The sequence below is a fragment of the Haloarcula argentinensis DSM 12282 genome (assembly GCA_000336895.1).
In the GTDB taxonomy this organism is placed as follows: domain Archaea; phylum Halobacteriota; class Halobacteria; order Halobacteriales; family Haloarculaceae; genus Haloarcula; species Haloarcula argentinensis.
The window spans coordinates 255,972-279,113 of record AOLX01000023.1; the positions used below are offsets into that span (position 1 = coordinate 255,972).

Consider the following 23,142-nt stretch of genomic DNA (forward strand, 5'->3'; position numbering starts at 1 on the left):
CCCGCGCCGCTTTCACTGTGGTAGAATGTGAGCCTCTGCTGTCGGGCCAGTGGACAAGGCTTTATATCCCATCGCATGACCACCTTCGAATCATGGACGGGACACAACCGAAATCGACCGACAGCGGCCGCTCGCTCGCCCAACGACAACGCTTAAGCGCGCCCCAGCCCAGCGTCCCATAGATAGATGGGTGCGATAGAGGACATTTACGAGGACTTAGAGACGGACGTCCCCGAGGAGGAGTTCCGCGAGGCCGTCGAGGAGAAGGTCGAGCAGATGGGTGGGCTCGCCGACGAGGAGACGGCCGCGATGCTGTTGGCCCACGAACTCAACGAGAACGAGGTCAACGCCATCGCCGATATCGAACCCGGGATGGACGAGGTCAAATTCCTCGCCAAGGTGATGGCCATCGGCGACCTGAAGACCTTCGAACGCGACGACGAGGACGAAGACGGCCGGGTCATCAACGTCGAAGCCGCCGACGAGAGCGGCAGCCTCAGGCTCGCCTTCTGGGACGGCCAGGCCGTCGACATCGACGAGGGGCAACTGGAGGTCGGCGACGTGCTCCGGGTCAAAGGTCGGCCGAAGGACGGCTACAACGGACTGGAAGTCTCCGTCGACAAGGCGGAGCCGGACGAGGACGCCACAATCGACGTGGAACCGGGCGCTGGGTCGTCCATCGACGCGCTGACGATGGGCCAGTCCGACGTGACGCTGCGCGGGCTCGTGCTCGACACCGACTCGATCCGGACGTTCGACCGGGACGACGGCAGCGAGGGCCGCGTCTCGAACCTCACACTCGGCGACGAGACGGGGCGCATCCGGGTGACGCTGTGGGACGACCGGGCCGACCGTGCCGAGGAACTCGATGCCGGCGCGGCCGTCGAAGTAATCGACGGCTACGTTCGGGAGCGGGACGGCTCGCTTGAACTCCACGTCGGCGATCAGGGGGCTGTCGACGAAGTGGAAGACGACGTGGCTTTCGAGCCCGACGCGGACCCAATCGCGGAAGTCGAACTCGAAGAGACAGCCGATATTGCCGGCGTCGTCCGCTCGGCCGACCCCAAGCGGACGTTCGACCGGGACGACGGCAGCGAGGGCCAGGTCCGGAACGTCCGCATTCAGGACGCAACGGGCGACATCCGGGTGGCGCTGTGGGGCGACAAGGCGGACAAGGACATCGCACCGGGCGACGAGGTTCTCGCGGCCGACGTCGAAATTCAGGACGGCTGGCAGGACGACAAGGAAGCGTCGGCGAGCTGGAACTCGACGGTTGTTGTGCTCGATGACGGCGCGGATCTGGCGACTGGTGGCGCGGGCGGCGGGGCCGGTACCGAGACGACCGACGCCGAGCACGCCGGCCTGTCATCCTTCGGCGACGAAACGGACGACGCCGACGCTGACAGCAGCGGCGACAAGACGGCCGCCGTCAGCGCTGGCACCGGTGAGACCTCTCCGGACGGTGGCGCACAGAGCGCTGGCCAGCAGGTGGAATTTACCGGCACCGTCGTCCAGACCGGCGACCCGGTCGTGCTCGACGACGGCGAGCAGACGATGAGTGTCGAAACCGGCGAGCGCGTGCAGTTAGGGCAGGAGGTAACGGTCCGTGGTGAACTCCGTGACGACCGGCTCCACGCTGAGGACGTGTTCTGAGTCGCCGAGCGACGCTACGGAAACTCTTAAGACCGCAACACTCCCGGGTTTGGGTATGAGTGTCGAGCTACCGTTCGCACCGGTGGATGCGGTCATTCGGCGGAACGCGGACGGGCTCCGAGTGAGTGCCGACGCTGCGGAGGAACTGGCTCGTCGAATACAGGACCACGGCGCATCGCTTGCCGTCACGGCAGCTACGGAGGCCACTACGGACGGCCGAAAGACGCTGATGCCGGCCGACTTCGGTATCGAGCAGGTCCCGGAGAAGGACGGCCTCGAACTCCCCGTCGCGCCGGTCGACCGCATTGCACGGCTCGACATCGACGACGACTACCGCGTCGCCATGGACGCCCGCGTCGCGCTCGCGTCGCTCCTCGAAACGTACGCCGACGACACGGCCGCCGCGGCCGCCACGTTGGCTCGTCACGCTGACCGTCGGACGATCAAGGCAGCTGACGTCGAAACGTACTTCGAACTCGAACAGTACTACTGAATGAACTTCGGCTACCGCGAGGTCTGTCTGGACCACGACACCGGCCCGCGACATCCGGAGAGTCCCGACAGACTTCGAGCGATACGACGAGCGCTCAAGGAAAACCACGGGGTTGAGTACGTCACCGCCGACGACGCCGATATCGACCTCGTGCGCGAGGTCCACGACGCCGACTACATCGAGGAGTTCCGCGAGTTCTGCGACGACGGCGGCGGAAACTGGGATGCCGACACCGTCGCGGTCGAGGAGACGTGGGACGCCGCACTCGCGTCAGCCGGCCTCGCTGTCTGGGCAGCAGAAGCCGCGCTTGACGGCAATACCGGCCGTGACACGCCGTTCTCCTTGGGCCGACCACCCGGACATCACGCAGTGGGCGACGACGCCATGGGCTTCTGTTTCATCAACAACGTGGCCGTCGCAGCACAGGCGGCCCTCGAAGCCGATGCCGACCGCGTCGCCATCTTCGACTGGGATGTTCACCACGGGAACGGCACACAGGACATCTTCTACGACCGTTCGGACGTGTTCTACGCCTCGATACACGAAGACGGGCTCTACCCCGGGACGGGTGATATCGAAGAGACCGGCACGGGCGACGCCGACGGCACGAACCTCAACGTGAAGTACAAGCCCGGTGCTGACACCGCCGACTACCTCGCCGCAATCGACGAGTGCATCGCGCCGGCGATAGAGGACTACGACCCCGATCTGCTGCTCATCAGTGCCGGCTTCGACGCACACGAACACGACCCAATCTCACGGATGCGCGTCTCGACGGAGGGGTACGGCGCGATGACCAACCGGATGCGCTCGCTCACAGACACCTGCGACGCCGCGCTGGGGATCATTCTCGAAGGCGGGTACGGACTTGATACACTCTCAGATTCGGTTACAACCGTTCACGAGGTCTTCGACGGCTACCAGCCGATGGAGCCGGACGACGACGTCAGCGACGACGCCCGCGATGTTCTCGATGCGCTCGCGGATCAGGGCTTCGGCTCGAAGTAGCTCGCTAGGTCGACGCCAAAGCCGTCGGCAAGCGCTGCGATGTCTGTGCCGACCAGTACCTCGTACCCGGTTTCCAGTGCCGACTCGATCCGCGGTCCCAGCCCAACGTCGTAGACAGCATCACTCGACAGGAATCCGGTGGCTGTGGTGAACGCTCGAGGCCGCTCGACGACGTAGCGGTCCCCGTCGATGAAGGGGCCGGCCACCTCGGGGTCGTCGTCGTACTTCCCGAAGAACCCGCTCGCGTGCTCGCGGACGTGTACCGGCGGCCCCTCGTGGCGCTCAACAGTCGGCCGTTCGGCGACGGCGAATTCGAGCAGCAGGACGGCGTCTCGCTGTTTGCCGTCGCTATCCAGCGTTTCCTCCTCACCGTCGCCGTCCTCGACGAGCGCGGCCGACCGCAGGACCTCGAACCCACGTCGGTCGAGTTCGCTGCAGAGCCCATCGAGGGACTTCCGGAGCTGTGGCCAGAGCTGGTCGTCGACGACATCCGGGGCCGCAAAGCGAAGCGCGACCGGCGTTGTCTCCCGCCGTGACACTGCGCCCTCAACGTCTGCTGCTGCGAACGGGTCCGGGCCGTCCTCGGTGAACAGCGACGCCCGCGGCTCGGCGAGGAGGGTCCGGGCGTGGTGCTGGAGCGTGGCGACGTTCGCTTCGGACAGTACCGCCGCGACGTTGCGCTCCGGGTCCGTCGGGTCGATGACGACCAGCGGGTCGTCGAACGTCTCGCTCCCGTGGCTCTTGGGGTCCAGCCGAACCGGCGGGTGCCAGTCCGCGACTGCCTCGACGAACGCCCGGAAGCCGCCGTACTCAAGCACCAGTAATTCCGTCAAATACCCAGAGAAACCCTGTGTCTGGAGATCACTCCCGTAGACCCCGATGCCTTTCAGGAACTGTTTTGCCACCCGGACCTCGCCAGCGCTATCGTCGTCGAGTCGCTCCTGCAAATATCTGGTATGGAACGGCGTCCGATCCACCGCGGACTGGATCTCGGTGGCGTCCTCGACCGCATAGCAGGGCACCAAGTCCACGGCATACCCTTCGCGCTCGCCGACGACGTAGGGGTGTTCGGCGTACTCCTCGCGCCCATCGGGCAGGACGTCGTGCCCGACAGCCAAGCCGTACTCCTCCAACTGCTCGCGGTCGAGAGACGGCGGAAAGCAGACGAACACGTCCACATCTCGGTCTCCAGCGGTCCACGTTCCCCGTGCCGTCGAGCCGACCTGCACGACCTCAGCCCCGACCGGGAGGTCGGCGATGGCTGCTTCGGCGTCGGCCATTACCGCGTCGGCGACCCGCTGTAATTGCGCTCGTTCGTCGTCAGTGGGTGAGACCCGCGCTCGCACCGTATCGACGACGGCGTCGAACTCATCGCTCATACCGCCGCTTGCGCACAAGTGCGTGAAAGCGTGTCGATGCCGACTGGAAACGAAAGCCCTAATTACCAACTCTGGCAATGATTGAATGCGTTCGCGCCGCCGTAGCTCAGTTGGTAGAGCACCTGGTTGTTACCCAGGTTGTCCCAGGTTCGAGCCCTGGCGGTGGCGTCGTTCTTTCACTCACTAACCGACGAGCGCTGCGACTCTGCTGCTATCGGCTTCTACGGCGCTGGAGCGTGAACATACGAGCGATGTATTGACACTCTGTATTGGCCCACCTGTCTCTCCGAACCCCACCACTCCAACCCGACAGGCTAAAGATGCGGACTCATCAACACCATTCTGAGGGCCCTTAGCTTAGTCTGGTTAAAGCGATCGGCTCATAACCGATTGAGCGCTGGTTCAAATCCGGCAGGGCCCATCTGGCTTCTACCCGAATCGTATCCCACACGAACCGGCAGCGATAGGTGTCCGAGCGGGTGGAGAACGGCAGAATAGGGGTACGAAGACACCCCCGCTAAATTCTGAGTTCAACACGTCTCTTGTTGGGGGTCGCCGCCTTCTGTCGATTTTGCGATCCGGAGGTGCAGGCGATGAGTAAGGCGTCAGCGCCCACTACACTGCCTGAGAAGGGCGTGCGGAACCGTTCGCAGTACGCGGACACGCTACACCGCCTCGACCCGGACGCTGATGAGCCAACACCCGCCTGTCCCGAAGCCGATTACCGAAGTGACGCAGACTTCACAGAGGTTCCCATTGCCGCGTATCGCCCTCACTACAAACTCTGTGGGAACCCGGAGTGCTTCGGAGGTGACTGGCGGTGAGCCCACAGTCGTCACTTTTCGACTACAAACCGGACCTATCGCAGCTGACTGACGCCGAGCGAGAGGTGTACGAGGCNCCGGAGTGCTTCGGAGGTGACTGGCGGTGAGCCCACAGTCGTCACTTTTCGACTACAAACCGGACCTATCGCAGCTGACTGACGCCGAGCGAGAGGTGTACGAGGCTGTGGGCATGGGCCAGTATGGGCCACGCGAGTACGCACGGCAGACTGGCCGATCTCCCGGTACTGTTGGGAATCTACTTCGTCGAGCCCGCGAGAAAGTGGAGGTGACTCCGGCATGAAGGGGTTCGTTCGTGCCTCGGAGCTGTACGACGTAGAAGCGGGCGAGCCCCTTCATTTCGACTGGACAAATTTCCAACCTCTCGCAAAGAGTCAGGCCGAAGTCGAGCAGGCCGTCGCGGAGATCGAGGACGGGAGGTAGGGATGTCGCGGCACCTCAAGTGCGCCCCTCATGAGGGCGACGTGCGCTTTACGATTGGCGTGCATCCCGATCCCGGCGTCCCGGACTGTGGACTGAAACCCTACTATGCGATGGACTCGCTGATTAAGGAGTGGGGCGACCGCTGGGAGACTGAAGGCAAACCCACGCGGGATGTGGAACTCGCAGGTGAGACATGGGCAATCTGTTTCGACTACTCCAAGAGCGGTCTGGATGCGTGGGACAATCCGGAGTTCCAGATCCAGAACGTTCGTGAGTTCCAGTTCTACTTTGTCTCGAAGGACTCGCCCACCTACGAAGGGAAGCGGGCAGATCGGGACAAGCGCGTGAAGGGCGGGACGATTACTGTCCGCCCACGGTGGCCGAATCTCACAGCCGATGGGGAACCTGTCTCGGTGCCACAGTACGGCGAGCCCTACATCGACGTGCAGGTACAGGCGTCCAACATCCCCCACGAGCGGTATCTGTCGCTTGTGAAGCGGGTGATGGACGCCTACGGAATTGCCGCGCGGTACTTCGACCAGCCACACCCGGACAGCCACATCAACGATCTGGCCTACTACGTTCGGTTACACCGCGAAGACAGCGGGCCGCTGTACGCGCCGGATGGACCGATAGCGCGCTGTCACACGCTGATTCAGGGCGACCGCTCGGGATACCGCAAGCACGTCGAAGACAACACGAAACTGCCCGGCTACTACGTCACAGCCACGGTCGAAGACGAGAAGGCCGACCAGCTGGTCCGTGGGCATGGGCTGGGGAAAGAACTCAAGCACTACTATCCGAACCACCCGGACAACTACGAGCCGGACCAGGCGCCGTACCATCCGAAATTCGAAGTGTCCTACCAGACCAGCCGAACCGAGCGGACCGTTCGGTGGGATGACCTTGAGGACGCTCGACGCGAACTCGAAGAGACGATCTTGAACTGTCTGGATTGGTGTGGGCTGGCGACAAGTGCCGAGAGCAGTGTGTTCGTCGATTTTGACCCGTTCTGGAACATCCGCGATACGACGGAAGCCCGGAAGTTCGTCCAGTGCCCCTTGCCGAAGATCGAAGACGACCAGGAACACCGCGTGATGCAGCTGTGGGGAGACATGACCACTGCCGACCGCGACGTGACGGAACTGCTACTCACCGACGGTGGGAAGATCTCGCCACAGAAGGCAGCCGAGAAGACTGGCTACACGTACCGGACGATTCGGACTGTCATCCAGCGGATGGAGGGGCTGATAGAGCACACCTACGGCGAGATGGAACTGTCCTCGAAGAAGATCCAGCAGGAGCTACTGAAGCGGGTCCGCGCAGCGGGCGAGCGGTTCGAGCAGGAGATCGGGAGCGCTACGATGGAGCTGGCCGACGCGGCCGAAGAGCGCTCCCGGTCACGCTGGGACCGAATCCGCCGGGAGTATGCAATCACGGAAACCGACGCTGACGACTGCCGGAAACTGCTGAAGGTGGGCTACACACCTGCCGACTTCGAGGAAGCACAGACCATCATGCGCGAAATCCAGACGGCGTACACCGAGTGTGTTGAGGAGAACACCTACGGCGTTCATGTCGTCGTTGAGACCGCGGAGACCGGTCGTGAGCGGTTCCGGGACCTCTCGAAAGCCTTTGAGACAGCATATCGTTCGGGCGATTACCTGCGTGAAGCGCGGGCGGCTGAGAAGGGGCGTGAAGGCTTCGACTTCGAGGCATGGCGAGCGGCCGGCTACCCGCCAGCTGACGAGTGGCACGGCGGGTAGCGCGCCACCTGTATAGAGGCATCACTGTCCAACACACTGATTTTGCGGCAATACTGTACCCTTCCCCCGAAAATCGCGTGTCGCGCGGCTGGGTTCGTTCCCGCTGGTCACATCACCCAGCCGCGCGACCAGGGGGAACCCGGTGCGCAGGCTTCCGGGTTCCCCTTAGTCGTGTGGCTAAGGCCACTTCTCCAAAATACACTGCATCTATCTGTTCTAGTACGGTTATATCTCATAGGATCTCCGGCTTTCAAACAATTTCTTTATATCTATTCTCGTGACTCAATATGACTGTGAGCAAAGATACTTCAGAAAAAAGAGAAGTTACAACCTTTGGCGCCTTTCTTTCAGACCACTATCAACAGTTCGCCATAATGGGGATTTTTGCTACTGTTTCGGCTTTCTTTTCCGGTTCACTGCAACAGAACACTGCACCCCCTTCAGGAACACGTGCAGGGCTCATTGCTAGCTTGCTCTTATTAGCCGCAGTCACAATTTGGGTAACCTATCAGGCGCTGGCTGAATTATCATTTATTGGAAATATGCCACTTACCACCGAATTTGGATTAGCAACTCTTGTTCTCACTGGTGGTACCTTATTATATTCCGTGGCAGCTAGAGTTAGTCAGTTTGAGATAACACTAATATTTGCTAATTTAATGCTGTTTGTCGGCGCTATTATAATTATTGTAGGAAGATTCCCCAAAGAAACGTACAATAATGTTATAGAAAATGCACAAATAACGCCTTTAGCGTTTATAACTTCTTTTTTCTACTTGATATTCCTGAAATATCCAGAGTACATAGAGTCAACCACAACTTCGGCATTACCTGAACCACTAAATGTTATAAATATAATCACTCTCTCACTTACTTTCTCTTGTATTTCATTACCGCTGGCTGAAGCATTCCTTGGGCTAAACATATCTCAAGTAACAAGGTTTAGATCTATCACAGAACGCCTCTATCGTCCTTTCCTATTGTCAGAGTCAATTCTTATCGCTTCACTTGGAATATTTATTCTGTCTCTTGTAGCATCGAACAAGGCTGGCTCAATTCCTCAAGGCCAATTAGAGATTCTGGGTTATCACTGGAAGAGTATTTTATTTTACCATTGGTTCTCACTTAGTTTGATTGTGGTTTATTATAGGTTCTACAACACAGAAATGAGACTTCGAGATAAATATCTACAAGCTCAGGTACTATGTGTGAGTATCTTTGTTGTCACTTTAGTTGAGTCTCTTCTCACACACCTTGGATTTATGTCAGGACTTGAAATAGCGTTCTAATTGCTATTTTTGCCTGTTCTGAATCACGGTGGTCTCCCCCTCCATGCCAATTAAGTTGTGGTAGGCGTGAAGAATGGCGCATTGTCCATTCTAACACCTCGACACCCTGGCCACGAATCCGATACACACCAAAGACGTACCACCCGTTCGCTGCCCGTAACCGCTCGTGATACCGATCGTAGAGTTTGAACGTGCCAGGCTGACCATCGGCGTGGCGGTGCATCGCTGCCTTGATTTCCACTGGTGTTCCGTCCGGCCGCTTCGCGTCGTGCCAGCTGCACCGATCTAATTCGAGATCGTACCGGTCGGCAGCTTTCCGCTCGATGAGCGTGCCGTAGTGATTGGCCTTGTGGCTCCGACTCATCCGCGCACCCCGCGTGCGTCATATATAGATACTCCTCCGGACTGTTCGCGGCCGTTGCCCATGGCTCGCGCGTGCTCGCACCGTGAGCGCCTGCCATGGGCCAACAACAGGGCTACGCCGGGGGGTTGGTTGTTGTTGGGTTGGTCGAATACCGTCGCTGTCATGCGGTTAGATCCGTCACCTCACCAACCACGTTTCGGTGCTTTCCGTCGTCCTGATACTCGTTCCAGCGCTGACGGACCCATTCGGCGCTGTACGGAACGAAATCAGCAATTTCGTGATTTGGTCTGTCCGGCTCAGATTCTTTGGCTGTGATGACCGTGTAGATGGCGAGCTTCCGTGAGAGGTCCGCTGGGTCCACCTCGTCATCGTCATCCTCTCCGCTTGACCACGACCACGTAGTTGGTTCCTTGTCGTCGTATCGCCAGTCCGTCTCGGGGATACCCGACACTGAGAAGATCGGGTTGACACCCTTCCGGTTTCGCACGTCTTTGTAGAACGTCGCTTCTTTCAGCCCTTCCTTGTGGACGCACACACCGAGTTCCCGAACCAGCGGGTGAACGTCGCGGCCATCGTGCCCGATGATGATGAGCGACCCGCCGTACTTGCGGATCTTGTACGTGAGCGGTCCGAGCTTGGTTTTCGTATCGTAGCCATCCTTCCCGCTTCCTCCAGCGTTGCTACTGGCCTCGTCGAAGATGAACAGTTTCGGAACCTGCTCGTTGTGCATCGGGTCGCCGTCCTGTTTCAGCCACTCGTTCAGCTCGCCGTAGTTGGCGAGCCAGCCATCGCGACGGTCGCCGTCCGAGTCGGTCCACTCATCGGTTTCTTCGAGCGTCCGGATGTTCGAAGCCACCAGCGCGTCCGAAGGGTGTTGTTCTTTCCAGAGTTGTCCGAGTAGACAGGCGAAGTTCGACTTGCCAGTACCGGGTTCGGCCCATTCGTAGAACATCGGCGCGGGACCGGTCATCTGCGCCCGGAGCTTGTCGATGGCTTTGATGCCAGAGATATCGGCCCGCTGGCCAGCGTCTCCGGTGAAGTGCTTGAGTGACTGCATATCGCCGTTCGCCATGGCCCGACGTGCCGTTTCGGTCCCCTCGATACGGACGATTTCCCGAACGTGCGAGAGGTCCTTGGCCTGACCTGGCATCTTCTCTGGCCGGTCGCAATGTTGGGGATCGTAGTGGGTTTCGAGAATCGAGAGGTAGCGGGATAGCTTCTCATCGCGAACGATTCCGGCGTGCTGGTGTACCTCATCGGGATTGCGCTGGCCGTAGCCGTCCTGGTACTCGCGGAACTGTGCGGGCGTGTAGAGGTCACTGTCGTCAGTCATCGTTTAGTCGTGGCTCCTGTGGTTGCTCGCTGGTCGGTTCGTCCTGCCCATAGCCCACAGCGGCGTCTGCGGTGGGATCGGGAGCGTCGGTAAGGTCGTGAATCGTGGGTGCGTCTTCGGGATTTTCGCCGTCTTCGATGAGGTCGCCGAAGGTCTCCTTGGCCGCAGTTTTCTGGATCATCTGGCCGCGTTCGTTGGCTTCGGCATCAGCGGTGACGAGCTTCTTTTGTAATTCGACACTGCCACGACTCCACCGGCCGCGGATGGCCGCTAACTCTTCGGCACGGTCGATGAGCCAGCCGTGGATATCCTGCATCTGCTTCTTGCTGGTCATCAGCTGGGTATCCTGACAGCCTTCGAGCCAGACGCCCTCGACGCGGAGCTGGCCGATGTCTTCGAGGTACTCGTACTCGCGGACGGCCCACGCACTGCCGCCGTTGACCGGATACGGATCGGGGCCGTCGATCTCCTTCTCGCGCCAGAGTTCCGGCGGGACGTAGTACTTCTCGGTGGTGTCCTCGACGGCGTTGACGTGATGGACTTCGACCCAGTTGCGACGGCGGAGCCAGCGGGCGATTTTTGCACCGACGAGATAGCAGGGAATCGCCAGAACAAGCCAGCCGACAGCGACAGCGGGAATCCACGTCGGCAGGGTCGGCAGTTAGGGCTGGTAGTAAGCGAACAGCACGACCGCGCCGACGAGCATCCCACTGACGAGTAGCTTGTACTCGGCCAGCAGGTAGGTGAGCCTATCTCGATTGTCCGCGAAGGTGGGCGCGGGCATCTACGCCACCTCCGGACGGCCGTTCTCGCTACGAATTACGTTGTAGCCGGCGATAATCATCCAGACGAACGCGACACCGGCCCCGGCGAGCCACGCCTGCAACGACGAGAGTGCACGGAGTATGTCGAGTCCGTCACCGGAGGGCTGCTGTACGATTTCGGCGTACAGGGGTGTGTTTTCCGTGGAAATGGCGACACCCACGTAGCCGTCCTTCTCAGTGACGGGAATCTCGACAGTAGCGGTGTCGTCCGAGCGCATGGCGACGGTGCGGACGGGAATCTTCCCGCCTTCCTGGAAGCGGCCGGCGTCGGAGATCGTCACCGTTTGCACCGCGCTCGACCGAAGAGTAATGCGAGCGATACCCTCGTTCGGCAGGTACTCTGAGCCGACAATCTCGGTCTGTCCGTCGATGCGGGTGATTTCGGTGGCGTTGGCTGGTTCGGAGCCTTGTGCTGTGGGCTGTGGGCCGGGTGTTTCGGCAGGGAGGTGCCCCGCGGACTGTGCGGCGGTCGGAGCGCTGACGCAGCCGAGGCTGACCACGAGCAGCGCGGCGAAGAAAAGTGAGCGCATGGGTGGGTTAGTTCTGGAGAACGACGATAGCCAGTAACGTGCCGATGATGGCGAGCGCCACAACAGGCGAAACGCTGCCGCCACCAAGCAGGCCACCGCCAGCAGACTGTTTCATGGCCTTCTCGCGGGCTTCAATCTGCGCGCGTTTGTAGGCGAGGTCCTCGTACTGCTGTTTCAGTTCGGTAACGTTGGATGTCTCGTACGTCGTCTTCTCGATGGTAACGTTCTGGAGGTTCTTTCCGTCCGTTGTGGTGATTTTGTCTACCGTGAAGTTACTCTGTAGCTCCACGATTCGGTCACTGGTGACGACGTACTGAGTACCACCAATCTGGGCCGGGTTGTAGGTTGTTCCGTTCTCGAACTGCCCGCTGGCAGGGTTCTCTTGGGAGAACAGTACGCCTTCGTACTGTGTGCCGGATTCGGTGGTGATGTTGAAGCTCCCGATCTGGTCGAAGTTTTCCGGGGAGTTCTGTCCCATCAGGGTCAACTGTGCAGCGGTCCAGCCCTGGAAGTCATCACCGGCGGACTGCTGGTTTGCCAGTACGTAGGGGTCAACGAGGTCGCTATTGTTGATTTCACCAGCCTGGTAGGCGCTATAGGTATTTTCTGCCAGCGTGTCCATGTCGTTTTGGACCTGCGTGTTTTGTGCCTGAATGTCGGCATACGCAGATGCATATTGCCCGAATTTAATTCCCACAGGGTCGCTACTACTCGAATCCGGTGACTGGACCGTTAGACGGTCATACTCGACATAGACCGACGTGCCATTATCGGGACCATACCCGCCGTCGAGCCGTATCTTAGACGACGTAATGTCCGCCTTAGTAGATGAGTGAACCGCTGTATCCTTCTGATAGTCTCCGGCGTTGTCAACTGACAGGGACGTTCCCGAAGGGTCGATATGAGCCGCCGGGGCACTGTAAGACGTGCCGTTGACGAGAGTTACCGAGGTCGAGGCAACCTCCCAACTGAGAGTCTGGAACCCGTTGTAAGTGTTCACATGGTCCGACGGGCCGTGGTTAGACATCCGGAACTGTACGCGGGAGTCAGAGATACCGCTCTCGTTGGCCTCCACGTTGTCCAAATATCGCAGGTTCAGCAGTTCGGCACGGTACTGTTCTTGCAGATTGACCTGTTTCACGGCATAGTAGTCCGCTACGGCCTGCTTTGCTTCGGTTTTGGCCGCGGCTTTGCTACTGCCGTTGTTCAAGGCTCGGATATAGGCGTTCTTGCCGATAATCCGGGCTTGAGTCTTTGTATCGGACAAATAATTGTTCAGAGTCGTGTTATAGAGTTGGGCCTGAGCTTTGCTGTTCTGCGCGGACTGGTACAGGTCGATTTTAGTCTGTTGAGCGTCTGTACCAGTCGTGTTGATGGTCGTTGAGTCTGGCAGGCCGGTCCTGTCGAGTTGGACCACGGACGGCATCACCGACTCCCCGATTTGCTCACTGAGTTCGTACTGGAAACCCGGATCTCCGCCCGTGTCTCCCAAGAATTTGCCATCATCGCCCGGCTTCCATGCGTTCGTGACGCCTCCCTTCGACATGGACACCGGTCCATCAGCACCTTCGACGCGGATGGTGAACTTCTCATACGCGCCAGCGTTTCGGAAGTGTGCGCTGTTGTGAGAGCCNGTGACGCCTCCCTTCGACATGGACACCGGTCCATCAGCACCTTCGACGCGGATGGTGAACTTCTCATACGCGCCAGCGTTTCGGAAGTGTGCGCTGTTGTGAGAGCCGCTAACGGTCTTTTTTAGGATCGCCGTGTTGTCGCCAGCGGGCGATTCGTCAGTAATCACGGTGATGGTCGTCTCTGACGAGACATCGAACAGGTCAATCTTGACCTTGTGCGGGCCTGTCTCGAATGTTTTCGTCACTGGGCCGGAGTCCGTAGCAGTCTCTGTCGACTGTGCCAGTGCGGGACCGACGGCCCCGACGACGGCAGAACAAACGATGAGCGCGGCGAGCAGGATCGAGCCGGCGCGGGTCACTGTTCACGCCCTCCGTCGATTTCGACCTGCTCGACACTGGCGCGCACGTCCTGATCATCAGCACCGGCGGCGGTGTCTCGCTCTCTGACGTGGTGCGCCCCGATGACGCCGGCCGCAACGATGGCCGGAACGACAACGGGGAAGGGATCACCGACGACAGCCGAGGCAATCGTGGAGGCAGAGATGCCGATGCACCCCACAAGCCCATAGCTGAGAGTACGGTCCATCGGATTCACCCCAGATAGCTGATGACGTAGTAGCCGGCGGCCTCGACGGCAACGACGACAAGACCGATAGCGGCCGAGCCGACGACGATATCCTGCGCACCGAGGATGTTCAGTCCGGTGAACAGGACGATGATGAGCGTCCCGAGCGCGAGGTAGGTTTCGACAGTGGCCGAGCCCTTGGCGATCTCGACGAGATCGGTGTCGAGCTGGTAGTTCTTGTTCCGACTCTCATTCACGCGGTTGGTGGCGTAGGCCATCGCGAGGGCGGCGAGCGATAGCAGAAACGCAAGGTCGATGCTCGTGCCCTGGACGGTGAACACAGACGCGGCGAGGTCGTAGCCGAGCATACTGATCGAAGCGATACCGTTGGTGACGAATGCACTGGCGGTGAAAACCACACCAGCCAGAGCGTCTTCGATGTCTATCTTTCCGAACATAGTGGCACTGGCCGCGAATGCGGCCATACCCTCCGGTCTCGGGAGGTTGGGTAAAAGTCAGGTTGGTGCCCGTTTATTCAAAATTGGAAGTGGGTATTTTGACAGTCTGAAATGTGGATATAAGATCCAAATAATAGTAGTTTATTTGTAATTCATTACATGCGTAACTGTCATATGCTCTTGTTTTATTAGTGTCACCACGGGACTTGGACACGACAATCTGTCTAGTCCTGACAGGGTAATAGGAGCGATAATCCTCCGGCTCTTTGGATGGAGCCCCTGATATCCATGCGGTTTCCGATTTATGTGTTTCAAGCCTGCATTGTAGCGTTCAAGATGAGGTTGAAGCTGATAAGTATCCCAAAACTATCTGGCCTATTCATTACCGGTAGTCGTAATATACTAATCGTATGCAACTGAAAACTGTGAAAGAATTGCTTACTGAGGACGATGCTGTCTCACCAGTCATTGGGGTCATCTTGATGGTCGCGATTACTGTGATCTTGGCCGCTGTAATCGCTTCCTTTGTCCTCGGACTTGGTGACCAAGCACAGCAGGCAACACCACAGGCAAGTTTCTCGTGGGACTACGATGCCAGCGCTGGCAACAGTACTGAAGGCATCATCCAAGTCACGCACGATGGCGGTGACACTATCACCGGATCTGAACTGTACGTTCGTGGTGAGGGATTAACAAAAGCTGGCTATTCGGGTAGTAGCCTCTCCTCATCGAACTACGATATTAGCAGAGATGGTGACACTGAGTGGGCGACTGCTACGGGGACATCAGAAGTTACTGCAGGCAACAGTGCGGACATTGCCGCAACAACCGATTACGATTTGAGCATCGTCTATGAGACGGCTGAAGGCGACAGTTCGGCGACGCTCTCCAGCGATAGTGGCCCTGACGCGTAACTGACCTTCGTCTTTCGCTTTTTATATCGGTACCGGTGTTTCTGGTAGCATTTGGTGTATCAAAAGAAGCTATATCATGTATACATCTATGACACCAATATTACCGCGCGCAGCAAACATCAGTAAAATCAAGCAGTGGAAGGGCGATGCGGGCAAATCAAAGTGACGAGCAAACAGTGTGAACATACCAACCGATAGTACTGACATTGTCTATTGTGAGAATAAGCTGACAGCAGCTTTTTGCCCTATCCCACGGGGTTGCAGCTCGAAGATTGCGCTCGACGCGATATGCACACGAGCGGGAACTGTTCGTGTGCATACTCGAAAACAATCGGGTGGGCCGTCAGTGTGATCGTGCCGCGGTGGGCCATGGGCCGCAGCGGACTTTATGAGTAATCGAGCTTCGAGTTACTCGAGAATACCTGTCTTTTGACTCCGTGTTCACGAGCAGGCTGTATGCGAATCCGCGAAAACGGTAAGCACGAGCATCGTGCGGATACCATCGAGCAGGCTGCCAAGTTTTGGGACTGCAACAAGACGAAGGCACTCATGCGATCTGCTGAGTTTTCGTGGCGAATTGATGAGCGTATTCAGGAGGTTCTGGCGCGAGAAGATTTGACAGTCCAGCAAAAGCGAGAGATCGCTGAAACACTTGCCGTCCCTGGTACTTATGAGATCTCCCTCCAGACCGAGGTTAACATCGAAAAGTGACGTGATGGAAAATATAATCACCGCGCAGGGCTACGGCAAGAGACAGAGATGGATGTCGGACTGAATTTTCGGAAGCTCACAGGACCGATAGAACACTGGTTGACGACGTTCCATCAGGGGTACTGGGGATTTCGTCCGGACAAGAAGGAAGCATGGGAAGAAATTGAGGTTGGAGAGGTCTTTGTCTTTCACGCATCTTCGACTGAGTTTCTGGAGACGCCGAGAGGTGCTCTGACCGATATTAGTACTGGTATCATCGGTCTCGGTCATGTTGGTGCGAAGAGTACAAAAAGTGAACCGGCTTGGTGGGAGGAACTCCACCTCGACGGCAACTATCCGTACCTCATCCACTTTTCGGAGATCTACTGGTTCGGGGATACGGATCAGATTAGAGATGCCCCAGTTTCGGAGAAAGACGTCTCCGAAATGGTCGATGATATCCACGCAATCGCTGAGAATATCATCACGTTTGGCGAGATGCGAGAGCGTGCGGGCTATCAGATTCCAGCACAGGGCTCTCCGGGCAACATTAAGTCTCCAGAGAAACTGTTCCCGCTGCTTCAACAACGCCTGGACGGGAGTCTAGAGCAGTCCTCCGCTGACGATGAGTCAGCGTCTGGCAACGAGATCAGAGAACGAAACCGAGACCGAGACATCGATCAAGAAGGGACTAAAAACAAAGAGGTCACGTACGAACAATCGGTCAAGGAAACAATCTCTGGAACGATTGAACACGAGGAGATACTGGACACGTTTGAAGACTACCTCTCTGACCATGGCTTCGATGGAGGAGAGACCGAACGCAGCGATCTGATCATGTCTTCTGATGACGACGTGGTCCTCGGCGAAGCGAAGTCGATCCACCCAGGTAACGAGCGTGGCCAGATCAGACGGGCGCTCGGTCAGTTACTGGAGTATCGTAAACGCGATATCTACGATGACGGAAAACTATCGTCTCTCTCTGTGACGCTGTGTCTGATCCTCAGCCAGCCGCCGTCCGAAGAGTATCTGGATATTCTCGAATCGGTCGAGTCGGATGGTATCTTCACTTACTGGATCGACAATGGTCGGGTTGACGGACCTGATGAGTCCATGGCCCGGTTGCGGGAGATCACGGCGTAGTTACTGCCACTCATCGAGGTCCGCCGAGATCTCTGTGGCAGTCTCTTCGTCGAAGCGTTCCTCGTTTTCAGCCATTTTCTCTTTCACGGCTTGAGCGAGGTCAATATCCAGTTGATTGGCCATTCCGAACGCGTAGATGACCACGTCGGCAAGTTCGTCACTGACAGCATCCACGAGGTCGTCATCCTTCTGTACCTCTTCGGATGCTGGATTATTGAACCAGAGGAACTCTTCGAGCAGCTCGTTCGATTCGATAGAGATGGCCATCGCTAGATTTTGCGGGGTGTGGAAGCGACCCCAGTCCCGTTTCTCGACAAACTCAGCGTACTCTTGACACAGCACAGAGATCGAATCGTCCATAGAAAAGTTATCCAGATTGCCAACTTAATAATGGCTCATCAGTAGGAAGTAAGCGTAATTATCTGTTAGACTGAGATGCTCAAAGGCGACAGTATGAGGGGATACGGCTCAAAAAGCAATATTGTCTTTGTCGTGCTAACCTCTCAGAACCTTCTTCGCCGACGGCCACGGCTGGTTACTCGCATCCAGCCTTCCTTCCAGATAGCGCAACCCAAATCCCGTGATGTCGTAGTTCTGGAACTGCCGGGTCAGTGGTTCAATCATCTGTGCGTAGGTAAGCATCTTGCAGCGCTCACGCACGCGGCCCACGGAGGCACGGAGCGACACCTTCTGTGCAATGTATCGTGGCGATGACCAACCTTCTGCTTTCAGTATTTCGAGAATTCGTTCATCGAGCGGGACCATCCATTTGGCGGGCTTGCGTGACATGATTCAGGGCAACGTTGTCAGCTGTTGATTCCGGGACCGTCGGTCGCATCAGTACCATTTTCTCCGTCGGAAGATCCGCCACCGTTGATGTAGCGCTCTCTTTCAGCGTCGTATTTCTCTTCGAGATACGCTTCTCCTTCGTCAGTGAGAACGTAAACTCCGTTTCCAAGTGGGCGGAGAAGATCGTGTTCGCCAAGTTTCTGGAGTCTGCGAGAAACCGTTGATTGGGCAATATGGATCTCATCCCGCTTTGCGAGTTCCGTTGAGGTTCCTGATTCCTCTTCGCGGATTATTTCCAGTATTCGGTCATCCCAGATAGTCATCCAAGACCCTGACTGACGCATTCAGTTCCCACAAGAGTATAGACTATCTTATTTCTCACTAACAATCCAAATAAGGGCCACCAATGCATTTATGCATAGTCGGCCTGTTTGTGGATGTGCGAAGCACCTGATTCGGTTGAAGATGACTCTCCTTGGTTCGTGATGAACGGGCGGTCTGGTACACCGCCCGAAAAGGTGGCTTCGCGCTCTGTGGGAAGATGAGCGAATCCACCATCACGGGGTTACAGCCCCGCACGAACAGCGAAGCATCGCAATCGAATAGTTCTGACGACGGCAGTTGCGCAACCTGTCGAGCTGACGCTGACGGGATCGACGCACGGACCCTCAAGCCGACTTGTTCAGACTGTGCGGCCCGGAGCTTTGAGGATGGACGGCCAGTGCGCGGAGGTGAGAAGGCGTGAGTAACAATCTCCAACCGCTGGAACCGAGTCGAGCCGTCGATATGTATCTCAAGGCTCGGCAAGATGAATTGACGGAATCTACTATTCAGTCACAGGAGTATCGGTTAGAAGCCTTCGAGCAGTTCTGCCGCGAAGAAGGGATTGAGAACTTGAACGACCTTTCGGGTCGGGATCTGTACGCCTATCGTGTCTGGCGGCGAGAAGGAAACGGCGAGGATCGCGATGAGATCGAGCCCATAACCCTCCGAGGACAGCTGGCCACGGTCCGCTCGTTCCTCCGGTTCGCTGCTGAGGTAGATGCAGTTCCCGAGGATCTTCGGACGAAGGTCCCGCTGCCGACGATCAGCAACGCTGGTGAGGTGAGTGCATCTACCCTCGACCCCGAACGCGCCGATGTAATTCTCGACTACCTCCAGATGTACAAGTATGCATCAAGAATCCATGTCATCGCCCTGCTGTTGTGGCATACAGGAGCCCGCATGGGAGCGATTCGTGGACTGGATATCGACGACTGCGAACTCGAACAGGACAATCCAGGCATCCAGTTTGTCCATCGCCCACAGTCCGATACGCCGCTGAAGAACGGGGAGAAAGGGCAGCGCTGGAACGCTATCAGTGAACACGTTGCTACCGTCATACAAGACTACATTGATGGCCCGCGTGAGTCGGTTTTCGACGAACATGGGCGTCGACCGCTCGTTACAACCTCTCAGGGTCGCGCTTCCAAATCGACGTTCCGGATGACGATGTACAGAGTCACTCGGCCATGCTGGCGGGGAGCGGAATGCCCGCATGACCGAGATCCGGAGGAGTGCAAAGCTACGTCGAATAAGAAGGCTTCAACGTGCCCATCCGCTCGGTCACCACACGACGTTCGGAGTGGCAGGGTTACCGCGTATCGGCGTGAGGATGTCCCGCGCCGTGTGGTGTCGGACCGACTGAACGCGAGCGACCAGATTCTCGACAAGCATTACGACCGCCGTAGCGAGCGTGAGAAGTCCGAACAGCGCCGCGATTACCTCCCTGAAGTATAACAATGACTCACCGGATTACTTTCAGTAACCACAGGACGGAACCGCGAAACCGGCAGGGCCCATTTCTGCTGTCTCAAAATGCCTATAAAATGCTTCTCTACTGAAGCGGATAGCCCCATCGCTTCGGACCACTCCAAGTCACCGTCCGCTGCTCACTCGTCGACAACGACGACCTTGACCTGTTGGACGCCACCAATTGCCCGGAGTCGGTTGGCCAACTCGGTGATTGTGCCGCCCGCGCCCTCGACGACCAGCGTCTCCATACAGGTGTCGTGAGAGAGGTGGATGTGCTGGACGGAGGTGATGATGTCGGCCATCTCGTGTTGGACCGTCTGGAGTTCGTCAGCGATACCCGAGACGTGGTGGTCGTGCACGATGACAATGGTCCCATGGTGGTGTTGCTCGTCACCGGACTCCCACTCGTAGGTCGCAAAGAAGTCACGGAGCGAGTCCCGTATCGCCTCCGACCGGCTCGCGTATTCCCATTCGTCGACGATACCGTCGAGCCGGTCGACCATCGACGACGGGAGTGTCAGACTGATCCGGTCGAGATCGTCACTCATGTGTGTCGATAGGGATGGGCCCGCATATGGATATCCGGGCTTCGGTAATACTCACCCGCCGGCAGTAATACTGCCCGATGAAAAAGTATTATTACCGCGCCGGGGCCAGACCTGAGTAGTATGCACATTCCCGACGGATATATTGATCTGCCGCTTGCGCTGCTGTTCGGTGCGCTTGCGGTCGTCGTTTTGAGCGTCGCTGCCAAGCGCGTCAACGGTGAGATATCCGACGCGCGCGCACCGCTGCTCGGCGTCGTGGCGGCGAGCATCTTCGCCGCACAGATGCTCGACTGGCCGATTCCGGGCGGAACCAGCGCCCATTTCGTCGGGGGCGCGTTCGCGGCGATTCTCCTCGGTCCGCATCTGGGCGCACTGTGTGTCGCGACTGTCGTCACGATTCAGGCACTCGTCTTCGGCGATGGCGGCCTCGTGGTGCTTGGCGCAAACGTGTTCAATATGGCTGTTGTCGAGGTGTACGTTGGCTACGCGATCTACCGTCTGCTGGTTCCCTACGGCGAGTTCCGCGCCGCATTCGTCGCGGGGTGGTTGGGAATCACGGCCGGTGCACTGACCGCCGCGCTCCAGCTTGGCCTCTCCTCGGCGTTCCAGTACCAGTTGTTGACGACGCTGTCGATAATGGGCGTCGGGCACCTCGTGCTGGGGCTGATTGAGGGGGCCATCACCGCCTCGGTCTACCGCTACCTCGCCCGTGCTCGCCCCGACCTCCGGCCGAACGCCGCTCCGGAGGTGAGTGCGTGATGGCTCGGAACCGCCCCGACTGGCTGCCTCGCGCGCTCGCCGCGCTGCTGATCCTGACGCTGCTCGCGCCGGTGTTCGGGTGGGCGGCTGGCCAGGTCGGCTACGCTGAACCGCTGGAGAATGCTGCCGAGGCGACCGGCGCGACGGAACACGCCACTGCTGTCGGGACGGCGCTGTTTCCGGACTACGGCGTCCCCGGTTTCGGCGGCGCGACTGGGACGTTCGTGTCGGCTGTCGTCGGGACGGCGCTGACACTCCTTTTCGGGGCTGGCATCGGTCGCTTGCTCGGGGCGGATACCGACGGACGTCAGTAGCCTATGTCCGGCAGGGACCTGCTCGACCGGACGGTCGCAGCCATCGCGGCCAGCGCCCAGTGGTTCCTGCTCGCCGAGGACCTACCGGACCGAGACGGGTTTCTTCAGGCCGTTACGCCGACCGTCAAGCTCGTCGGCATCGCAACGCTTGTCGCCCTGACCGTGACACAGCGGGCGTTGGCAGTCGTCAGTGCGCTCGCGCTTTTTGCCACAGTGCTCGCGGTCCTTTCTCGGGTCCCCGTTCGTACCTTTCTGGGTCGCCTGACCGGCCCGCCGGCCTTCGCCTTGGTTGTCGTCGCACCGCAGGCCGTCCTGATGGGTGGTCCCTCGCTGGGTGGGCTCCCACTCTCGGCCCCTGGCGTCGACTACGTGCTCACGTTCGCCGTCCGGGTAACCGCGTGTGTCGGTTTCCTGTCCGTGTTGCTGTTGACGACTCGTTTCGCCGACCTGCTGGCGGCGTTTCGCCGGCTCCGGGTCCCGACGATTGTCGTTTCGCTGCTCGGGATCACGTATCGCTATCTGTTCCTCTTTTTCGCCGAACTCGAACGCATGGTCCGGGCTCGACGGAGCCGAACCATCGCCGAGCCGAGCCTCCGCCGGAACTGGCGCGATTCGGGCCACTTCGTGGGCTCATTTCTCGTCCGGAGCCTGGAACGCGGCGAGCGGGTCCAGCGGGCCGCTCGTGCCCGCGGGGGCACCGGCTCGACGCCGACACAGCCTCGGGAACCGCTTGGACGAGCCGACCTCGCCTTCGGTCTGGTCGTCGCACTCGCCGTCGTGGTGGTGGTCGCGTGACTGCCATCGAGGCCACTGATATCCGGTACGCGTACCCGGACGAAACATTGGCCGTCGACGGCGTCGACGCGTCCATCGACCGCGGCGAGCGTGTGGCACTACTCGGCCCGAACGGGGCCGGCAAGTCGACGCTGCTGGAACTGCTCGGCGGCCTGGTCGAGCCAGACAGCGGACGGGTCCGGTACTTCGGTGAGACGACCGACGCCGACACCGTCCGCAGTCGCCTGAGCGTCCTCACGCAGAACCCCGCGGACTATCTGTTCAATCCGACCGTCCGCGAGGACCTCGCCTACGGGCCAGCACAACTCGACTGCGACCGCGCGGAAGTCGACCGCCGCGTCGAACGAGTCGCAGACAGACTTGACCTCGACGGCCTCCTGTCGAAGCCGCCGTTCCGGCTCAGCGGCGGCGAACAGCGCAGGGCGGCCCTTGCCAGCGCGCTCACTGTCGACCCGGACGTGCTCCTCCTCGATGAGCCGGTGAGCAACGTCGACGCCGCGAACCGGGCGACGATTCTCGATCTGCTCGACGAACTCGCGGCCGACGGCGTCACGCTCGTCGTCTCGACGCCGGACACCGAACTCGTCCCGCACGTCGCGGACCGGGTACTGCTGCTCGACGATACCGGTACGATTGCTGCGAGGGGGACGACTCGGCGTATCCTGACCGACACCGAGTTACTGAGGGATTGTGACCTGCGCCCGCCACAGGTCGTCAGACTGTTCGAAGGCCGAACGGACGACGTGCCACTGACCGTCGACGAGGCTGCTGAATGGCTGGATGGGGCTGGCTTAGACTCCATAGAGTGACGATCCAACGTGCAGGGGTTCCGTTG

27 protein-coding genes, 2 tRNA genes and 1 pseudogene are annotated in these 23,142 nt (G+C 58.9%); 18 read left to right on the forward strand and 12 right to left on the reverse strand.

Annotation, left to right across the window (positions count from 1 at the left end; all coding sequences use genetic code 11):
• Positions 1-186 precede the first annotated feature (186 nt).
• Genes C443_RS14365 through C443_RS14375 form a run of 3 tightly spaced genes read left to right on the forward strand, consistent with a single transcriptional unit; the run spans position 187 to position 3,154 of the window.
• Entirely contained in the window at positions 187-1,653 is a 1,467-nt protein-coding gene (locus C443_RS14365; protein ID WP_005537259.1) for a single-stranded DNA binding protein, read from the forward strand.
• A 55-nt stretch (positions 1,654-1,708) separates the two neighbouring features.
• Positions 1,709-2,146: a histone gene (locus tag C443_RS14370; protein ID WP_005537260.1), complete on the forward strand. Its 438-nt coding sequence runs from the start codon at positions 1,709-1,711 to the stop codon at positions 2,144-2,146.
• A complete protein-coding gene (locus tag C443_RS14375) occupies positions 2,147-3,154 on the forward strand; it encodes a histone deacetylase family protein (RefSeq protein ID WP_005537261.1) in 1,008 nt (335 codons plus the stop codon).
• Here C443_RS14375 and cca read toward each other — a convergent pair.
• Positions 3,133-4,533: a CCA tRNA nucleotidyltransferase gene (cca, locus tag C443_RS14380; RefSeq protein WP_005537262.1), complete on the reverse strand. Its 1,401-nt coding sequence runs from the start codon at positions 4,531-4,533 to the stop codon at positions 3,133-3,135. The two genes, C443_RS14375 and cca, sit on opposite strands and share 22 nt — an antisense overlap.
• A 95-nt stretch (positions 4,534-4,628) precedes the next feature.
• On the opposite strand from cca, the gene C443_RS14385 reads away from it, so the two are divergent.
• The 7 genes from C443_RS14385 (at position 4,629) to C443_RS21265 (ending at position 8,853) form a co-directional block, all read left to right on the forward strand.
• Positions 4,629-4,701: transfer RNA gene (locus tag C443_RS14385), tRNA-Asn, on the forward strand.
• Positions 4,702-4,879: 178 nt separating this feature from the next.
• Positions 4,880-4,954, forward strand: a tRNA-Ile gene (locus C443_RS14390).
• Between the two features lie 172 nt (positions 4,955-5,126).
• On the forward strand, positions 5,127-5,357 hold the full coding sequence (locus C443_RS20840) for a hypothetical protein (RefSeq protein ID WP_080505485.1): 231 nt from the start codon (positions 5,127-5,129) through the stop codon (positions 5,355-5,357).
• 103 nt (positions 5,358-5,460) lie between these two features.
• Positions 5,461-5,658, forward strand: a complete 198-nt coding sequence (locus C443_RS20850; protein WP_005537264.1) for an RNA polymerase sigma factor — start codon at positions 5,461-5,463, stop codon at positions 5,656-5,658.
• On the forward strand, positions 5,655-5,798 hold the full coding sequence (locus tag C443_RS21800; protein ID WP_005537266.1) for a hypothetical protein: 144 nt from the start codon (positions 5,655-5,657) through the stop codon (positions 5,796-5,798). Before C443_RS20850 ends, C443_RS21800 begins: the two co-directional genes overlap by 4 nt.
• A 2-nt stretch (positions 5,799-5,800) precedes the next feature.
• Positions 5,801-7,564, forward strand: coding sequence for a DUF7845 domain-containing protein (locus C443_RS14395; RefSeq protein WP_152423051.1), 1,764 nt, complete (start codon positions 5,801-5,803; stop codon positions 7,562-7,564).
• Positions 7,565-7,857: 293 nt separating this feature from the next.
• The gene (locus tag C443_RS21265) at positions 7,858-8,853 is read left to right on the forward strand and encodes a hypothetical protein (RefSeq protein ID WP_152423052.1); all 996 of its coding nucleotides are present in this window, start codon (positions 7,858-7,860) and stop codon (positions 8,851-8,853) included.
• Here C443_RS21265 and C443_RS22405 read toward each other — a convergent pair.
• From C443_RS22405 to C443_RS14430, 7 genes and pseudogenes are all read right to left on the reverse strand, one after another.
• Entirely contained in the window at positions 8,825-9,217 is a 393-nt protein-coding gene (locus tag C443_RS22405) for a hypothetical protein (RefSeq protein ID WP_049944073.1), read from the reverse strand. The genes C443_RS21265 and C443_RS22405 overlap by 29 nt on opposite strands.
• 160 nt (positions 9,218-9,377) lie before the next feature.
• Positions 9,378-10,550: a hypothetical protein gene (locus C443_RS14405; protein ID WP_005537270.1), complete on the reverse strand. Its 1,173-nt coding sequence runs from the start codon at positions 10,548-10,550 to the stop codon at positions 9,378-9,380.
• Positions 10,543-11,334 (reverse strand): annotated as a pseudogene (locus C443_RS14410) (hypothetical protein). The gene C443_RS14405 and the pseudogene C443_RS14410 overlap by 8 nt, the downstream one beginning before the upstream one ends.
• Complete coding sequence (locus tag C443_RS14415) at positions 11,335-11,904, reverse strand: hypothetical protein (protein ID WP_005537274.1); 570 nt, start codon at positions 11,902-11,904, stop codon at positions 11,335-11,337.
• Between the two features lie 7 nt (positions 11,905-11,911).
• Complete coding sequence (locus tag C443_RS21805) at positions 11,912-13,897, reverse strand: hypothetical protein (protein WP_005537275.1); 1,986 nt, start codon at positions 13,895-13,897, stop codon at positions 11,912-11,914.
• On the reverse strand, positions 13,894-14,124 hold the full coding sequence (locus C443_RS14425) for a hypothetical protein (protein ID WP_005537276.1): 231 nt from the start codon (positions 14,122-14,124) through the stop codon (positions 13,894-13,896). Before C443_RS14425 ends, C443_RS21805 begins: the two co-directional genes overlap by 4 nt.
• A gap of 5 nt (positions 14,125-14,129) precedes the next feature.
• Positions 14,130-14,561, reverse strand: coding sequence for a hypothetical protein (locus C443_RS14430; protein WP_049944084.1), 432 nt, complete (start codon positions 14,559-14,561; stop codon positions 14,130-14,132).
• Positions 14,562-14,971: 410 nt separating this feature from the next.
• On the opposite strand from C443_RS14430, the gene C443_RS14435 reads away from it, so the two are divergent.
• The 3 genes from C443_RS14435 (at position 14,972) to C443_RS14445 (ending at position 17,308) form a co-directional block, all read left to right on the forward strand.
• Positions 14,972-15,475 carry a type IV pilin gene (locus C443_RS14435; protein WP_005537278.1) on the forward strand — a complete coding sequence of 168 codons (504 nt, stop codon included), beginning with the start codon at positions 14,972-14,974 and terminating at the stop codon, positions 15,473-15,475.
• A 456-nt stretch (positions 15,476-15,931) separates the two neighbouring features.
• Entirely contained in the window at positions 15,932-16,186 is a 255-nt protein-coding gene (locus C443_RS14440; protein WP_005537279.1) for a DUF7692 domain-containing protein, read from the forward strand.
• Positions 16,187-16,234: 48 nt separating this feature from the next.
• Entirely contained in the window at positions 16,235-17,308 is a 1,074-nt protein-coding gene (locus C443_RS14445; RefSeq protein WP_005537280.1) for a hypothetical protein, read from the forward strand.
• Here C443_RS14445 and C443_RS14450 read toward each other — a convergent pair whose 3' ends face one another.
• The 3 genes from C443_RS14450 to C443_RS14460 form a co-directional block, all read right to left on the reverse strand.
• Positions 17,309-17,668 carry a nucleotide pyrophosphohydrolase gene (locus C443_RS14450; protein WP_005537281.1) on the reverse strand — a complete coding sequence of 120 codons (360 nt, stop codon included), beginning with the start codon at positions 17,666-17,668 and terminating at the stop codon, positions 17,309-17,311.
• A 135-nt stretch (positions 17,669-17,803) separates the two neighbouring features.
• Positions 17,804-18,097: a winged helix-turn-helix domain-containing protein gene (locus C443_RS14455; RefSeq protein ID WP_005537282.1), complete on the reverse strand. Its 294-nt coding sequence runs from the start codon at positions 18,095-18,097 to the stop codon at positions 17,804-17,806.
• A gap of 17 nt (positions 18,098-18,114) precedes the next feature.
• Positions 18,115-18,441, reverse strand: a complete 327-nt coding sequence (locus C443_RS14460) for a PhiH1 repressor (RefSeq protein WP_049944074.1) — start codon at positions 18,439-18,441, stop codon at positions 18,115-18,117.
• Between the two features lie 442 nt (positions 18,442-18,883).
• Between C443_RS14460 and C443_RS14465 the strand changes: the two genes are divergently transcribed.
• The gene (locus C443_RS14465; RefSeq protein WP_005537285.1) at positions 18,884-19,876 is read left to right on the forward strand and encodes a tyrosine-type recombinase/integrase; all 993 of its coding nucleotides are present in this window, start codon (positions 18,884-18,886) and stop codon (positions 19,874-19,876) included.
• Between the two features lie 152 nt (positions 19,877-20,028).
• On the opposite strand, the gene nikR is transcribed toward C443_RS14465, so the two are convergent.
• A complete protein-coding gene (nikR, locus tag C443_RS14470; RefSeq protein WP_005537287.1) occupies positions 20,029-20,439 on the reverse strand; it encodes a nickel-responsive transcriptional regulator NikR in 411 nt (136 codons plus the stop codon).
• Positions 20,440-20,559: 120 nt separating this feature from the next.
• On the opposite strand from nikR, the gene C443_RS14475 reads away from it, so the two are divergent.
• The 4 genes from C443_RS14475 to C443_RS14490 are packed head-to-tail and all read left to right on the forward strand — an operon-like array spanning position 20,560 to position 23,116.
• Positions 20,560-21,198: an energy-coupling factor ABC transporter permease gene (locus C443_RS14475; protein ID WP_005537288.1), complete on the forward strand. Its 639-nt coding sequence runs from the start codon at positions 20,560-20,562 to the stop codon at positions 21,196-21,198.
• Positions 21,198-21,512, forward strand: coding sequence for a PDGLE domain-containing protein (locus C443_RS14480; protein ID WP_005537289.1), 315 nt, complete (start codon positions 21,198-21,200; stop codon positions 21,510-21,512). Before C443_RS14475 ends, C443_RS14480 begins: the two co-directional genes overlap by 1 nt.
• Positions 21,513-21,515: 3 nt before the next feature.
• Entirely contained in the window at positions 21,516-22,307 is a 792-nt protein-coding gene (cbiQ, locus tag C443_RS14485; protein WP_005537290.1) for a cobalt ECF transporter T component CbiQ, read from the forward strand.
• Positions 22,304-23,116 (forward strand): energy-coupling factor ABC transporter ATP-binding protein, encoded by an 813-nt coding sequence (locus C443_RS14490; protein ID WP_005537291.1) that lies wholly within the window; start codon positions 22,304-22,306, stop codon positions 23,114-23,116. The genes cbiQ and C443_RS14490 overlap by 4 nt, the downstream gene beginning before the upstream one ends.
• Positions 23,117-23,142: the final 26 nt, after the last annotated feature.

Excerpts from the sequence above, each read along its gene's own strand:
- C443_RS14365 (WP_005537259.1), top strand. The coding sequence starts at position 187 with ATGGGTGCGATAGAGGACATTTACGAGGACTTAGAGACGGACGTCCCC.
- C443_RS14370 (WP_005537260.1), top strand. The coding sequence starts at position 1,709 with ATGAGTGTCGAGCTACCGTTCGCACCGGTGGATGCGGTCATTCGGCGG.
- C443_RS14375 (WP_005537261.1), top strand. The coding sequence starts at position 2,147 with ATGAACTTCGGCTACCGCGAGGTCTGTCTGGACCACGACACCGGCCCG.
- cca (WP_005537262.1), bottom strand. The coding sequence starts at position 4,533 with ATGAGCGATGAGTTCGACGCCGTCGTCGATACGGTGCGAGCGCGGGTC.
- C443_RS20840 (WP_080505485.1), top strand. The coding sequence starts at position 5,127 with ATGAGTAAGGCGTCAGCGCCCACTACACTGCCTGAGAAGGGCGTGCGG.
- C443_RS21800 (WP_005537266.1), top strand. The coding sequence starts at position 5,655 with ATGAAGGGGTTCGTTCGTGCCTCGGAGCTGTACGACGTAGAAGCGGGC.
- C443_RS14395 (WP_152423051.1), top strand. The coding sequence starts at position 5,801 with ATGTCGCGGCACCTCAAGTGCGCCCCTCATGAGGGCGACGTGCGCTTT.
- C443_RS22405 (WP_049944073.1), bottom strand. The coding sequence starts at position 9,217 with ATGAGTCGGAGCCACAAGGCCAATCACTACGGCACGCTCATCGAGCGG.
- C443_RS14405 (WP_005537270.1), bottom strand. The coding sequence starts at position 10,550 with ATGACTGACGACAGTGACCTCTACACGCCCGCACAGTTCCGCGAGTAC.
- C443_RS14415 (WP_005537274.1), bottom strand. The coding sequence starts at position 11,904 with ATGCGCTCACTTTTCTTCGCCGCGCTGCTCGTGGTCAGCCTCGGCTGC.
- C443_RS14425 (WP_005537276.1), bottom strand. The coding sequence starts at position 14,124 with ATGGACCGTACTCTCAGCTATGGGCTTGTGGGGTGCATCGGCATCTCT.
- C443_RS14430 (WP_049944084.1), bottom strand. The coding sequence starts at position 14,561 with ATGTTCGGAAAGATAGACATCGAAGACGCTCTGGCTGGTGTGGTTTTC.
- C443_RS14435 (WP_005537278.1), top strand. The coding sequence starts at position 14,972 with ATGCAACTGAAAACTGTGAAAGAATTGCTTACTGAGGACGATGCTGTC.
- C443_RS14440 (WP_005537279.1), top strand. The coding sequence starts at position 15,932 with ATGCGAATCCGCGAAAACGGTAAGCACGAGCATCGTGCGGATACCATC.
- C443_RS14445 (WP_005537280.1), top strand. The coding sequence starts at position 16,235 with ATGGATGTCGGACTGAATTTTCGGAAGCTCACAGGACCGATAGAACAC.
- C443_RS14450 (WP_005537281.1), bottom strand. The coding sequence starts at position 17,668 with ATGGACGATTCGATCTCTGTGCTGTGTCAAGAGTACGCTGAGTTTGTC.
- C443_RS14455 (WP_005537282.1), bottom strand. The coding sequence starts at position 18,097 with ATGTCACGCAAGCCCGCCAAATGGATGGTCCCGCTCGATGAACGAATT.
- C443_RS14460 (WP_049944074.1), bottom strand. The coding sequence starts at position 18,441 with ATGCGTCAGTCAGGGTCTTGGATGACTATCTGGGATGACCGAATACTG.
- C443_RS14465 (WP_005537285.1), top strand. The coding sequence starts at position 18,884 with ATGTATCTCAAGGCTCGGCAAGATGAATTGACGGAATCTACTATTCAG.
- nikR (WP_005537287.1), bottom strand. The coding sequence starts at position 20,439 with ATGAGTGACGATCTCGACCGGATCAGTCTGACACTCCCGTCGTCGATG.
- C443_RS14475 (WP_005537288.1), top strand. The coding sequence starts at position 20,560 with ATGCACATTCCCGACGGATATATTGATCTGCCGCTTGCGCTGCTGTTC.
- C443_RS14480 (WP_005537289.1), top strand. The coding sequence starts at position 21,198 with ATGGCTCGGAACCGCCCCGACTGGCTGCCTCGCGCGCTCGCCGCGCTG.
- cbiQ (WP_005537290.1), top strand. The coding sequence starts at position 21,516 with ATGTCCGGCAGGGACCTGCTCGACCGGACGGTCGCAGCCATCGCGGCC.